Genomic DNA, 13,579 nt, shown 5'->3' on the forward strand with positions numbered 1-13,579 from the left:
AGGGTTCCGGCTCTAGCGGCTGGGGAGGGCCGCGTCGATGGCGGCGGCGGATCGCGGGCGTTCGGCGCGGCGGCGCCGGCCCGGCATCGGCAGGGTAAGGATGAAGAGCGAGCCGACGATCAGCCCGATGCCCGCCCAGCCCTCGGCCGGCAGGCGCTCGCCGACGATGACGACGGCAAGCACGGCGGCGATGACCGGTTCAAGCAGCGACAGCGTGGTCGCCATGGTGGCCGACACGCGGGCGAGGCCATAGGCGAAGAGCACGTAGGCGACCAGCACCGGCACCAGCGCCATGTAGATACCGACGGCGACATTGGTCCACGACGCTAAAAGCGGCGCGCCGGTGAAGGCGAGCACCGGCAACAGCAGAGTGCCGCCGACACCGAAGATCGAGCCCATGGCGGCGCGTGGCGGAATGCCCGCCTGCATCAGCCGCCGCGCGACCCAGGAATAGAGCGCGTAGAGCAGGCCGGAGACGAGGCCGAGCAGGATGCCGTAGAGGACGGCCGTCGCGTCGGCAGCACCGGCGCTGCCGTGGCTTTCCGAAAAGGTGAGAAGCACGGCGCCGCCAAGGCCGGCGGCGGCACCCAGCAACCAGCGAGTGGTGAGCTTCTGACCGTCGAAGATGCGCTCGATCAGCGAAGCGGCGAGTGGCGCCGAGCCGATGGAGATGACGGTGCCAATGGCGACGCCGGCGAGATGCATGGAAGAGTAGAAGGCGAGCGGATAGATCGCGACCGAGAGCGAGCCGAGGATCAGCATCGGCCACTGCGCGGCGATCTTCGCCCTGCTTTTGACGATCGAATGCAGCGCCGTCAGCGCCAGGAGCAGGCCGCCGAGGCCCATGGCGACGGCGCCGATGCCAAGCGGGCTGACCCCTGGAGCAAAGGTGGCGGTGGTGCCGGTCGTGCCCCAGAGCGCGGAGGCGGTGAGCACGCAGGCAAAGCCGACGAGAGAAGCGGAATTTCGGGAGGTCATAGCTGGTCCATGATCGAGATGGCGATCCGGCGCGCGGTCTTCAGCCGTGCGTCATGTCCGTCGAGCCCGGCACGCGACATCGCGCCTTCGAGCAGGAAGGAGAGGTGCTCCGCCGTCTCGTCGATGGCGGCACCCGCGTCGGGCTTCATCTCGGCGAGATATTGCTTGAAGAGCGTTTCCACCTCGTCCTTCTGCGAGGCGACGATGTCGCGGGCGGGATCGCCGACCGAAAGCTCGGCTGCGGCATTCAGGAGGCCGCAGCCGCGGAAGCCCCAGGAATAGGCCATTTCAGCGTGGTCGACATAGCTGTCGAAGATCGCCAGCACACGGTCTCTCGGCGTTGCCGCATGGGCCAGGCGCTCGCGGTAAAGCTCCTGCCATTCCCGGTGGCGCGCCTCGATATAGGCGTTCACCAGATCGGTCTTGGACGAGAAGTTGTTGTAGAGGCTCATCTTGGCGACGCCCGCATGCGCGGTGATCGCATCGATGCCCGTGGCACCGACCCCATCCCGGTAGAACAGTTCGGCTGCCGCCTTCAAAAGCCGCTCGCGCGCCGGCGCCTTGTCGCTCATCGCTTTCTCCAATCTATTAGGTAGACCGATCTACCTATTTTGGTCCGATGTCAAGTGACGCGGTGTTTTTCAAAGGGGATGAGGATGCGGTGATGCGCCGGCCGATCGCCGCCGTTTGTGTTTGCGGCTGTAACCGTAACGTACTTCCGCGCGTCGCACGCAACGGGTCTACTGCTCGGCATGCATTCGCACTAAATTTCGCATTGGTGGCCCGCAATGGAGTTTGCGAGGCAGCGGCGGTCGAGAGATTTCAAGGCCGCCGGCCGCGGCGTATGAGGGAGATTCGGCATGCTGCGATTTATACTCACAGGCGTGGTGCTTCTGGCCGGCGCGACGAACGTCGCGGCGCAGGATATGTTGCCGGCCGAACTCCAGAACCGCGCGATCGAGCGCCGGGCGACGGAGGCGGTGATCTGGGGCATACCGGCGGTCAATGCCGACCTGATGCTGCAGACGATGCTTTCGACGACGAAGGCCAAGGTCAACGAGATCGTCTACTGGTCGAAGCCGGTCAACTGGAAGAACCAGACGCTGACGCCGAACCCGGACGCGATCTACTTCATGTCGTTCTGGAACGTGAAGGACGGGCCCATCGTCATCGAGATCCCGCCGGCCGAGGGCGGATCGATCGCCGGCAACATCGTCAATGCCTGGCAGATGCCGCTCGAAGATGCCGGCCCGCATGGCGCCGACGAGGGCAAGGGCGGCAAGTATCTGATCCTGCCGCCGGACTATATGGGCGAGGTGCCGGAGGGCGTCATCCCGCTGCGCTCGGATACGTTCACCGGCTTCGCGCTGCTGCGCTCCAACCTGGAGAGCCACGGCGACGCCGATATCGAAAAGTCGGTCGCCTATGGCAAGAGGGTCAAGATCTACCCGATGCCCGTGACCGACAAGCCGCCGGAAACGATCTTCACCGATGCCTATGACGTGCTGTTCGACAGCACCATCCGCTTCGACGCCAGCTTCTTCGACAACCTCAACCGGGTCGTCCAGACCGAGCCTTGGCTCGAGCGTGACCGGGTGATGATCGACCAGTTGAAGACGCTCGGCATCGAGAAGGGCAAACCCTACGAGCCAAGCGTCGAAACCAAGGCGCTGCTCGACAAGGCGGCGGCCGAAGCCAGGGCCGAGCTTTCGGCGCGCTATGACGCCGGTTTTCCCGTGATCAACGAAGGCATCCGCTGGTTTCCCGCCGCGCTGCCGGAAATGGTGAAGGCCGCCTCGGACGCCTTTGCCGATCCCGGTCTCTATCCGGTCGATGCCCGTGGCGTGACCTATACGCTCGGCTTCACCGGCATCAAGCGGCTGGGCACGGCGCAGTTTTACCTGATGGCCAACAAGGACAAGGACGGCAATGCCTTCGATGGCGGCGCCAATTATCGCCTCGTCGTGCCGAAGGATGCACCGGTCGAGCAATACTGGTCGGTGACCGCTTACGACCGCGAGACCCATGCGCTGATCCGCAACATGGACAAGGCGAGCGTCGCCTCGATCGGCGAGGGGGTGAAGAAAAATGCCGACGGCTCGGTCGACGTCTATTTCGGCGCCAAGGCGCCTGCGGGCAAGGAGGCGAACTTCGTGCCGGTTGATCGCGCCCGCAAGTTCGAACTGCTCTTCCGGCTCTACGGGCCGCAAAAGCCGCTGTTCGACAAGACCTGGAAACTGCCTGACGTCGAGAAGACGCCGTAGCGCCAGCAAAGCGGTACTTGCAAAGTGTCGGTGTTGACGCATTCCGGCGGAGCCATACCTATGCCTGGCAGCTGTGGGTGAAGGAGCCACCATGTGCGGACGCGTCTATCTGAAGACCAATCTGGAGGGGCTGCTGCGCGCCTTCGGCTTTGCGGAGCGCGGCGGCGTCGAAGCGATCGCCAACCAGTTTCCGCGCTATAACGGCGCGCCGACGCTGATCTACCCGATCATCATCCGCGACGTGATCCGCGATCCCGATCTCTTCGGCCCGGTCTTCGTCTCGGCGCGCTGGGGACTGATCCCGAGCTGGACCAAGGACCCGAAGGCGGGCAGGCCGCTCGTCAATGTCAGGAGCGACACGATCGCGACGAAATTCCGCTCGTCCTACCAGCGCCGGCGTTGCCTTGTGCCGATCGACGGCTTCTTCGAGTGGAAGGACATTCACGGCACCGGCAAGAACAAGCAGCCCTACGCGATCGCGATGAAGACCGGCGAACCCTTCTGCCTTGCCGGCATCTGGGAGAGCTGGCGCAACCCCGATACCGACGAGGATATCCGCACCTTTGCGATCGTCACCACCGACGCCAACGCGATGATGGCCGACATCCACGACCGCATGCCTGTCATCCTGCATCCCGACGATTACGAGCGCTGGCTTTCGCCGGAGCCGGAAGCGCCTGACCTGATGAAGCCGTTTCCGCCTGAGCTCATGACGATGTGGAAGATCGGCAGCAAGGTCGGCTCGCCGAAGAACGATACGCCGGATATCTTGGATCCGGTGGATTGAAGGGGAAGCGCTTCACTTCGTCCATTGAGCCCAAAGCAATGACGGCACGATCGCAAGTGCCATAACCGCCTGAAACACGATGTACGCGATGATGATAAAGGCGATATCGTGAACGATTGTTTTGGCAACCTTCACGATCCTCCCGCTGGAGCTTTGCCGTCTCAAATCGGTGCCTTTACGTCATCGCCGTAGGTGTAGGTCAGACGGCGCTCAGAGATGTTATCGAGAGGCAGCGCCCTGAAATGGGATTTTAGCGGCAACCCGGTTTCCTTGGAAATCCACATTTCGACACGGACATTATAGTCCTTTTGGATCTGTCGCTCATATCGATAGACCGTAGCAGCGATACCCGCGACGTCTTCATGGCGGAGAAGCGCACAGTTCGCCGCCATTTCCGGCTCAGCGGACGCCGGAAGAGGCACGCTGGAGCTTGCGCCCAATGTGAGCAGCTAACGTCCATATGTACCGTTGCGACATCGATGCCTTCCTTGATTGCGGCTGAAACTGAACACGATCCTTTGTGTTGTGCGAGAGGGGTGGCCTGGAAAAGCGTCGTATCGCCTGACGGGAGCGCAAGCTCAGTGCTCGACATTGTCTTGGCGACCTGATCTAGCTGCCTGCGCCAGCCGCAGGCTCATGGAAAGGCCATCTCTTGATCTATCTTCTCCGCCATGGCGAAACCGTCTGGAACACGCTCGGTCGGTTCCAGGGGCAGCTGGATTCGCCGCTGACGAGGCTTGGCGCCGAGCAGGCTGATGCTGTCGCCAACCTCCTTCGCGCCGAGATTGGTGATGATGTGCCGTCGTTCGAGATGCATGTCAGCCCGCTCGGACGGACCCGCGAAACCGCCGAAAGGGTGCAGCGGGTGCTGCCGCTTGCGAGCCGCGAGGATGCGCGGTTGATGGAGGTTTCGGTCGGCTGCTGGGATGGCATGACCAAGTTCGAGATCGACATGGAGTATCCGGGCAAACTCGATGGTTCCGATGTCTTCGACTGGTATTTCCGTTCGCCGGATGGGGAGAGTTTCGATGCCGCCTGTGCGCGGGCGGAAAGCTGGCTTGCGGATATCCGGCGGCCGACGGTCGCGATTTCCCATGGGCTGTTCGGCCGGTTGCTGCGCGGCGTCTATGCCGGCCTCTCCAGGCGGGAAATGCTGGAGCTGCCGGTGCCGCAGGATGGATTTTATCGTCTCGGCGAAGGGACGTTCAGCCTCGTCACCGGCATATCGACCGGCCGGCAACTGGCGTCCGCTACCGAGTGAAAGCACCAGCGCGGCACCTCGGTCGGCTCCCGGGCTTTTCCAGTGGCCGCCGCGGTGGATCGACGTTTCTTCGCGGTTGGAGGGCTATCGGCCAAAGGCAGGCGCGGACTGCGGAAGCATCACGTTTGCATCGCCTGCTCCAGAGCGCTCAGCAACGCCCGCGTATCCGCTGGCTTGCCGACATTGACTGCCCCCGCCAGAACCTCTCCGCCGACCTGCTCCGGTTTTTCATAGGCGCTGGCAAGCACGAAGGGCACGCTCTGCGCCCGAAGCGCCTCCGCCACCGGCGTCACGGTGCCGTCTTTCAGGGTAACGTCCAGAATGGCCACCGCCGGCTCGGCGCTTCGCAAGAGCTGCAGGGCCTGCTTTACCGTCGCGGCGGGTCCCAAGACATGCCAGCCGTGCCTTTCCAGCAGCAGCTCGAGGTCCATGGCGATCAGGAACTCATCCTCGACGAGAAGCACGGACTTGGACATGAAACCAGTCTCTGTCTTTGGAGACCGGTGACAGGGGCGTAGCGATCTCTACTGCCAAACCCTTTGGTGCATAGTTCAGTTCCACGCGCGCGCCCAATTCGCTTCTCACGGAGAATTCGATAAGCCTGGTGCCGAAGCCCGACGTCGTCGGGGGGGCGTGACCGGCGGACCGCCGCTTTCCTGCGAGGCCAGCAGAAGACGCCCCTTAATGGCCTTCTCGATCTTCCAGCGGATGGCGTGCCTGCCGTTCCTACAGGTCCCGCGCGAAAATCTGGCCGGTGAGATCCTTGCCGAAGCTGTGGTGTTGTTCTTCCTCGATCAGCGCGAAGCCGGCCTTCTCGTAGATGTGGCGGGCGGCGTCGAGGCCGGCATTGGTCCACAGGATCATGCGGTGGTAGCCCAGAAGGCGGGCGTGGCGCATGCATTCCTCGACCAGCCGACGGCCGATGCCGAGGCCCCGGGCGGTGGGCTCGACATAGAGCAGGCGCAGCTTCGCCGTCGTTTCATCGTGGCGGACGAGAAATACCGAGCCGACGACCTTGCCGTCTTTTTCGGCGATCCAGCATCGATCCGACTTCGGATCGTAGTCGTGCATGTATTTGACGACGATCTCGGCGACCAGCGCTTCGAACGCGGTGGTCCAGCCATATTCCTGCGCATAGAGCGCGCCCTGCCGGTGGATCACCCAGCCCATGTCGCCCGGCTGCGGATCGCGCAGGATGAAGCCCGGCGTGCGCTCCTCGGCAAGCAGGCTTTCGATCTCGCCCATGGCGCCCACCAGCTGCTTCTGTTCCGGCACCGAAAGCTTTTCCAGCATGGCGACGACTTCGCGCTGTGATGCATCCTCCAGGGGCTGGAAGATCGCGCGCCCCGCGTCCGTCAGCTCGAGTTGCGTGACCCGGCCGTCGGCCGGCGAACGGGTCTTTTCGATCAGCCCCTTCTTCTCGAAGCCGGTAATGACGCGGCTGAGATATCCCGCATCGAGGCCGAGTTCGCGGCAAAGGTCGCTCCCCGTCAGACCGGAGCGATGCGCCAACTCATAGAGAATCCGGACTTCGGTCAGCGAGAAGGCGCTGGCGAGCAGATGCTCGTGCAGCAGGCCCATCAGTCGGGTGTAAAAGCGGTTGAAGCGCCGCACCGTCTGGGCGCGGTCATCGATTTGCTGCGGAGACATGGGATGCCTTTATGAATTTGCCTTGATCAGATAATTAGTTGCCTAAGGCAAGTATTGTCAAGCAGGAATGCGCCAAGGCCTGCGGGACCGCCCGCTGCCGAGCGCCGGCGCATGTGCGCCCCCTTTTGGTTTTTGCATTTGCTAATTTAGGTAGGAGATCGTTTCAGGCTGCGATAATATCGGATCGGATATCTCTTAGGTCCGGAAATCCGGAACGGGCCGCTTTTCAACGTGTTTGGCAAGCCCATGGAGCAGAGATTAGCCGCAGTGCTGGCGGCCGATATGGCCGGCTACTCCAGGCTGATGGAGGCCGACGAAGCGGGCACGCTTGCGCGGCTCCGCACCCACCGCATCGAGCTCATCGATCCCGCGATCGCCAAAAACAAGGGGCGGCTGATCAAGACCACCGGCGACGGGCTGCTGGTGGAATTCCAGAGCGTGACCGATGCGGTCAAATGCGCGGTCGAGATCCAGCAGCGCATGAAGAGGCGGAACTCCGATGTGCCGGAGGACCGGCGGATCGAATTCCGCATCGGCATCAATCTCGGCGACATCATCTTCGAGGACGACGACATCTTCGGCGACGGCGTCAACATTGCCGCGCGCGCCGAGCAGCTGGCCGAAGTCGGCGGCATCTGCGTGACGGCGGCGGTGGCAACGCAAGTGGCCGACCGGCTGGAATTGCCGATCGAAGATCTCGGAGAGAAGACGCTGAAGAACATCAGCCGGCCGGTGCGCCTCTACCGCGTAGGTCTCGAGGGTCTGGACCTTCCGGCCTCGACGGGAGGGAGCGAAGCGAAAAAAGGCGTCTGCAAACCGACGATCGTCGTCTTGCCCTTCGACAATATGAGCGGCGATCCCGACCAGGAGTTCTTCGCCGACGGGCTGACCGAGGACATCATCACCGAGCTTTCGCGAAGGCATGAGCTCTTCGTCATCTCGCGCAACTCCTCCTTCGTCTACAAGAACCAGTCGGTCAACGTGCGCGAGGTGGCTGCCAGCCTCGGGGCGCAATATCTGGTGGAAGGCAGCGTGCGCAAGATCGGCGAGCGGGTGCGCGTCACCGTCCAGTTGATCGACGCGGTCAACGACGCGCACATCTGGGCCGACAAATACGACCGGCAGCTCGACGACATCTTCGCCATTCAGGACGAGGTGACGGCGGCGATCGCCGCGACCGTGCCCGGTCGGCTGGAGGCCGCCCAGCGCGACCAGCTTTCGCGCACCAAGCCGGCCAACATGGCGGCCTATGAATGTGCGCTTGCCGCCAAGGTGCTGCATCACCGCAGCAGTGCCGACGACAACAGGCAGGCGCAGGCGTTGATCGACCGTGCCGTTTCGCTCGATCCCGGCTATGCCCACGCGCATGCCTGGCGGGCCTGCATCCTCGGGCAATCCTGGGTCTACGGCTGGTGTGCCGACAAGGAGGCGACCTGGGCCGAGGTCAACGCCGAGCTCGAACGGGCGCTTGCGCTGGACGACAACGATGCCGACGTGCATCGAATCCTTGCCGCCGTCAACGTCAACACCAACGAACTGACGACGGCGCGCTATCACCAGGAGCGGGCGCTGTTCCTCAACCCCAATTACGACCTCGTCGTGGTGCAGCAGGGCGAACTCCTGACCTGGCTCGGCCGGCCGGAGGAGGGAGCGGAATGGATCCTGAAGGCGATGCGCCTCAACCCGCACCACCCGGAACGCTTCTGGAGCCACCTCGGCAAGGCGCATTTCGCCGCGCGCCGATATGGCGAGGCGATCGAGGCCTTCATGCACCTGACCTCGATGGACGAGACCCAGCACGCCTTCGTCGCCGCCTGCCACGGCTGGCGCGGTGATGCGATTGCGGCGGGCGCGCATATCGGCAAGGTCAAGGCGCTGGCGCCGAGCTTCGAGATCGAGACCTTTCTGGCGACCATGCACTATGCGCAGGAAGAGGACCTGCAGCATCTGCGCGAGGGGCTGGTGAAGGCGGGGGCGGGGTGAAAAGCGGGCCCGCGCGCTCAAGGCGTGCGCGTGGACGCAAGCACGGATCCGGAGGCGAGGAGGATGCGTTTCCGCCCCTGACAACGCAATTGCGGAGCCTGCTGCACCGTCGGGAGAGGTGGCTATGGAAGCAGTTCGCGCAGAACGGCGGCTGGTGGCCATTCTTGCCGTCGACGTTGTCGGCTACTCGCGGCTGATGGAGGCCGACGAGGCCCGTACGCTCGCAGCCATCAAGGCGTGGCGTTGCGACATCTTCGATCCCCTCATGCAGGACTACCACGGCCGCATCGTCAAACTGATGGGCGACGGTGCGATCGTCGAATTCGGCTCCGTCGTCGATGCCGTCGCCTGTGCGGTCGCGTCGCAAAACAGGGTTGCGGCGCGCCAGGCGGATATCCCGCGCGAGCATCGGCTGCTGCTGCGCATGGGCATCAACCTCGGCGATGTCGTCGTCGAGGGGGATGATCTGCTCGGCGACGGCGTCAACGTCGCAGCCCGCCTCGAGCAGATGTGCGAGCCAGGGGGCCTGTTCGTCTCCGGCACCGCCTTCGACCACCTGCAGGGCAAGTTCGAACTGCCGCTGGAGTTCATCGGCGAGCATCACGTGAAGAACATCCAGCGGCCCGTCCGCGTCTACCGGGTGCAGTTCGACGGAGATCTCAAAAGTCGGCGCTTCACCTTCGAGACCCTTCGCGGCTGGCGCATTGCGGCTGCGCTGGCCGTGATCGTTGCGACCGGCCTTGCCGCGACGTGGCTGGTGCAGAGGCGCGAGAGCGTCGAGCCCGCGTCCGTTGCGCAGACCGCCTTGCCGCTGCCGCAGACGCCCTCGATCGCGGTGCTGCCTTTCGAAAATCTCAGCTCCGATTCAGCGCAAAGCTACTTCGCCGACGGCATGACCGACGACCTGATCACCGAACTGTCGAAACTGTCGGGCATCTTCGTCATCGCGCGCAACTCGACCTTTGCCTACAAGGGCAAGCCCACCAAGGCGCAGCAGGTGGGGGCGGAACTGGGCGTCCACTATATCCTCGAAGGGAGTGTCCGTCGGGAGGGAAACCAGGTTCGGGTCAATGCCCAATTGATCGACGCGATCGACGGGCACCACCTGTGGGCCGAGCGCTATGATGGGGAAATGAGCGGCGTGTTCGGGCTGCAGGACAAGGTGATCGGACAGATCGTCTCGACGCTCTCCGTGAAGCTGACGAGTGCCGAAAAGAACGTGGCGGCGGTGCCGGAAACGACGAACCCGAAGGCCTACGATACCCTGTTGCGCGGCTGGGAGCATCTTCGCCGCGACAGCGAAGCGGAAACGGTCGCAGCTTCCGCATTTTTCCAGAAGGCGATCGTGCTCGACCCGCACTATAGCCGTGCCTACGCGTCGCTGGCGGCGGCAAACTGGCGGGCGAGCACCCTCTCCTGGGATTATTCCCGCAGGGAGGCCGCGTCCAGGAACCTCGCCAGAAATCTCGCAAAGGCGATGGAGAGGCCGACGCCGCTTGCCTATGCCGTCTCGGCGCAGGTGCTTGCGCAGCAGGGGCGTTACGACGAAGCCTTCGCCGCCATCGACCGAGCGATGACGCTTGCGCCCAACGATCCCGACAACCATGTCGGCATGGCGCGGATCCTCAATGCGACGGGACGCGCGACGGAGGCGGAACAGGAGGCGCGCCTGGCGATGCGGTTCGATCCTCACCCGACGCGGGCAACGCTGCGCATGCTCGCCGTCTCGCTGTTTTCTCAAGGCAAATACGACGAGGCCGCCGCCACTTACGAGCGGGTGCTCGAGAAAAGCTCCGAACTCTTGGGGGATTACGCCACGCTGACTTCGAGCTATGGACATCTCGGTCGCACGGGCGACATTCAGAGGCTGGTCGACCAGTACAACAAACTGGCGACGTCCTCGCTGGGAGATCCACTCACCGTCCAGGAAAGCGCCTATGACTGGTATGGCAGCGCCTTCAGCTACCACAGGCCCTATATCGCGCGGCTGCAGGAGGGACTTCGCAAGGCCGGATTGCCGGAAGGGGCCGGCACGGACCTTGCCTTCGACGACTATGCCAAGTTCATTTCGCTGACGAAGGGCGAGCTCAGCGTCGAGCGAACGATAAAGGTCGACGTTGCGGAAGTGAAAGCGCTGCTTGCGCGCGGCGTCACCTTCATCGATGTGCGGGCGCCGCTCACCTATGACATTGGCCATCTCCCCAAGGCCGTCAATCTGTCGCTGCTGACCGCGCTATCGAAGGAAAGCCTCGCCAAGGTGGTGGGAAAGGCAGACGAGGTCGCCTTCTATTGTCAGGGCAGAAACTGCACCCATGCCGCCTATGCGTCGGCCAAGGCGATCGCCTGGGGCTACACCCGCGTCTACTATTTCGCCGGCGGATTTCTGGAGTGGGATGACGAGGGCTACCCGCTCGTGATCGAGGTCGGCAAGTAGCAAGCGGCCGAACCCTCGGGCGCCTTGAGCACCGTTGCGTCCATCAGCCGACAGTGCCTGTCCGGTCCCCGTTCGATCGAAGCCGACTGCCCGTCTCCTCAAATCGCGCTCGACTTTAGGACAAAGACAGGCAGCAATTTAAAGATCGCTGCGGGGCAGCTTAACCTCAAGAGGACGTAGCTCGAAGCGCCTCTGTCATTCCGCCAGGCGTTGGCTGCGCCGTCACGTCATTCGCTGCCAAAGGTCACCAAGGCGGCCTACACGCCCGTGCGTTGCGTGCAGCGGTCACTGGACAACCGGTTATGCGCGCGCCAATGATTGCGGTATGGACGAGACAATCATTCAGGCGCACAAGCATAGCGCCAACCATCGAGCCGAAATCGAAGCGAGCCCGTCCTGCGGATGCTTCTATTGTTGCGAGATCTTTCCGGCGGCCGAGATAAACGAATGGATCGACGATGACTCAACGGCGATCTGTCCCCGTTGCGGCATCGATTCCGTCATCGGCAGTGGCTCAGGCTTTCCCGTGACGACGGTCGAATTCCTGGCGCGGATGAGACGCTATTGGTTTTGAGCGTCGCGCCGTCCGCCCTGAAGCGGGGCGCAACGCGACATAGACTTCAGCCTGTCGCCATCAAGGCCCAGCTCGCTTGCCGGGCATCGATGGCGGCTCCTTGCTGCGATCTTGGTCGGATCAGGCCTCAGGCTCGTGGCAGACAGCCTCGATGTTGTGGCCATCCGGATCGAAAACGAAGGCGGCGTAGTAGTTGGCGTGGTAGCGCGGGCGCAGGCCCGGCGCGCCGTTGTCCCTGCCGCCGGCCGCAAGGGCTGCGCTGTAGAAGGCGTCGACCTGCTCACGGGTCGTGGCCATGAAGGCGAGGTGAAGATGCGCCGGCGTTTCCTCGGTTTGGTAGAGGCACAGCGACGACTTGCCGTCCGTGCTCATCTCCACGCCATGCGCGCCGTGATCGACCACCGGAACGCCGAGCGGTTCGAGCGCCTTCAGGTAGAAGTCGAGGCTTGCCGCATAGTCGCGGACACCGAATTTGACGTGGTCGAACATCGCGTTCTCCTGTGTGCGGGTTTGAGGTGCGCTGGCGAGGCGGCGCATTTGCGGCCGGGATTGGGCTGATACCCCGATGGCCTGTTGCAGGCAACCGTAGGTCCTTGGGGGCGCATCGGTATGCGCTCGGGGGCCTGGCCTCTTGCCGCGCGGCGCGTCACACGGTGCAGACCTCCCGCACGCAGGCCCGCAACCAGCGGTGCGCCGGGTCGGCGTCGAGGCGGGGGTGCCAGAGCAACGAGATGGTGATTTCGGGCAGGGCGACGGGCAAAGGGAAGGTGACGAGGTTTTCGCGCAGGCTTCCGGTGTAGCGCTCAGGCACGCTGGCGACGAGGTCGGTGGCGCGGACAAGCGCCAGGGCCTCGGAGAAGCTGCCGACGGAAGCGGTGATCTTGCGGCTAAGGCCGAGGACCTGGAGGGCAGTGTCGATCGGGCCGACGTCGTTGCCGCGGCGCGAGACATGGATGTGGGGGCCTTCGGCGTAGCGGGCGGGCGTCACTTCGCCTGATGTCAGCGGATGGCCCGGGCGGACCACGGCGACGAAACGGTCGTGGAAGAGGGCCTGGGCGCGAAGCTCCGGGCCCGTCATGTCGCCGACAACGGCAGTTTCGAGATCGACGGTTCCTTCGCGAAGCGGACTGCTTTCCCGGTCGAGCTTCTGCACGAAGCGCAGGCGTACACCAGGTGCTTCGCTTGCCACACGGGCAATCAGCGCGGCGCCGAAATTCTCGACGAAACCCTCGCGGTTCCTGAGCGTGAAGGTGCGGGAAAGCGTCTTCAGGTCCAGGCTCTCGGCCGGGCGAAGGCAGGCTTCGGCCGCTTCGACGATGGGGCCGATGCGATCGCGCAGTTCCAGCGCTCTCGGCGTTGGAACGAGGCCGCGGCCGGCGCGCACCAGCAGCGGATCGCCGGCCGCCTCGCGCAGCCTTGCCAGCGCCCGGCTCATGGCCGAGGGGCTGAGCCGCAGGCGCCTGGCGGCGCGGGCGACGCTGCCTTCCGCAAGCAGCACGTCGAGGGTCACGAGCAGGTTGAGATCCGGTCTGGTCATGCCCATCCATAACACAGTTGGCTCATGATGTGGCGTCAAACGCACGAATGAAGTGCAAATGCTGCGGCTTCCGCCATATGAAGCCGAGGTCTAATTTTTCGGAGAACCGAC

At 63.8% G+C, this 13,579-nt stretch carries 12 protein-coding genes; 5 read left to right on the forward strand and 7 right to left on the reverse strand.

What is annotated here, in order from left to right:
- Window positions 1-12: 12 nt before the first annotated feature.
- Window positions 13-978: an EamA family transporter gene (locus IB272_RS07400; protein ID WP_060583217.1), complete on the reverse strand. Its 966-nt coding sequence runs from the start codon at window positions 976-978 to the stop codon at window positions 13-15.
- A complete protein-coding gene (locus tag IB272_RS07405) occupies window positions 975-1,550 on the reverse strand; it encodes a TetR/AcrR family transcriptional regulator (RefSeq protein ID WP_060516055.1) in 576 nt (191 codons plus the stop codon). Before IB272_RS07405 ends, IB272_RS07400 begins: the two co-directional genes overlap by 4 nt.
- 288 nt (window positions 1,551-1,838) lie before the next feature.
- Between IB272_RS07405 and IB272_RS07410 the strand changes: the two genes are divergently transcribed.
- The gene (locus tag IB272_RS07410; protein WP_192444255.1) at window positions 1,839-3,242 is read left to right on the forward strand and encodes a DUF1254 domain-containing protein; all 1,404 of its coding nucleotides are present in this window, start codon (window positions 1,839-1,841) and stop codon (window positions 3,240-3,242) included.
- Between the two features lie 91 nt (window positions 3,243-3,333).
- Window positions 3,334-4,029 (forward strand): SOS response-associated peptidase, encoded by a 696-nt coding sequence (locus IB272_RS07415; protein WP_113136382.1) that lies wholly within the window; start codon window positions 3,334-3,336, stop codon window positions 4,027-4,029.
- Between the two features lie 161 nt (window positions 4,030-4,190).
- On the opposite strand, the gene IB272_RS07420 is transcribed toward IB272_RS07415, so the two are convergent.
- On the reverse strand, window positions 4,191-4,421 hold the full coding sequence (locus tag IB272_RS07420; protein ID WP_060583220.1) for a hypothetical protein: 231 nt from the start codon (window positions 4,419-4,421) through the stop codon (window positions 4,191-4,193).
- A 260-nt stretch (window positions 4,422-4,681) separates the two neighbouring features.
- Here IB272_RS07420 and IB272_RS07425 point away from each other — a divergent pair, with 260 nt between their 5' ends.
- Window positions 4,682-5,290: a histidine phosphatase family protein gene (locus IB272_RS07425; RefSeq protein WP_192444256.1), complete on the forward strand. Its 609-nt coding sequence runs from the start codon at window positions 4,682-4,684 to the stop codon at window positions 5,288-5,290.
- A 119-nt stretch (window positions 5,291-5,409) separates the two neighbouring features.
- On the opposite strand, the gene IB272_RS07430 is transcribed toward IB272_RS07425, so the two are convergent.
- Window positions 5,410-5,766 carry a response regulator gene (locus IB272_RS07430; RefSeq protein WP_060516061.1) on the reverse strand — a complete coding sequence of 119 codons (357 nt, stop codon included), beginning with the start codon at window positions 5,764-5,766 and terminating at the stop codon, window positions 5,410-5,412.
- A 250-nt stretch (window positions 5,767-6,016) separates the two neighbouring features.
- Window positions 6,017-6,940, reverse strand: coding sequence for a bifunctional helix-turn-helix transcriptional regulator/GNAT family N-acetyltransferase (locus IB272_RS07435; protein WP_060516062.1), 924 nt, complete (start codon window positions 6,938-6,940; stop codon window positions 6,017-6,019).
- Between the two features lie 246 nt (window positions 6,941-7,186).
- Between IB272_RS07435 and IB272_RS07440 the strand changes: the two genes are divergently transcribed.
- Together IB272_RS07440 and IB272_RS07445 are read left to right on the forward strand one after the other, a co-directional pair.
- On the forward strand, window positions 7,187-8,923 hold the full coding sequence (locus tag IB272_RS07440) for an adenylate/guanylate cyclase domain-containing protein (RefSeq protein ID WP_060516063.1): 1,737 nt from the start codon (window positions 7,187-7,189) through the stop codon (window positions 8,921-8,923).
- Window positions 8,924-9,047: 124 nt separating this feature from the next.
- Window positions 9,048-11,357, forward strand: coding sequence for a rhodanese-like domain-containing protein (locus tag IB272_RS07445; RefSeq protein WP_192444257.1), 2,310 nt, complete (start codon window positions 9,048-9,050; stop codon window positions 11,355-11,357).
- 694 nt (window positions 11,358-12,051) lie between these two features.
- Here IB272_RS07445 and IB272_RS07450 read toward each other — a convergent pair.
- Both IB272_RS07450 and IB272_RS07455 read right to left on the reverse strand, forming a co-directional pair.
- The gene (locus tag IB272_RS07450) at window positions 12,052-12,420 is read right to left on the reverse strand and encodes a VOC family protein (protein WP_192444258.1); all 369 of its coding nucleotides are present in this window, start codon (window positions 12,418-12,420) and stop codon (window positions 12,052-12,054) included.
- Between the two features lie 157 nt (window positions 12,421-12,577).
- A complete protein-coding gene (locus IB272_RS07455) occupies window positions 12,578-13,468 on the reverse strand; it encodes a LysR family transcriptional regulator (RefSeq protein WP_192444259.1) in 891 nt (296 codons plus the stop codon).
- Window positions 13,469-13,579: the final 111 nt, after the last annotated feature.

Source organism: Ensifer sp. ENS08 (genome assembly GCF_014852195.1).
Lineage (GTDB): Bacteria > Pseudomonadota > Alphaproteobacteria > Rhizobiales > Rhizobiaceae > Ensifer > Ensifer adhaerens.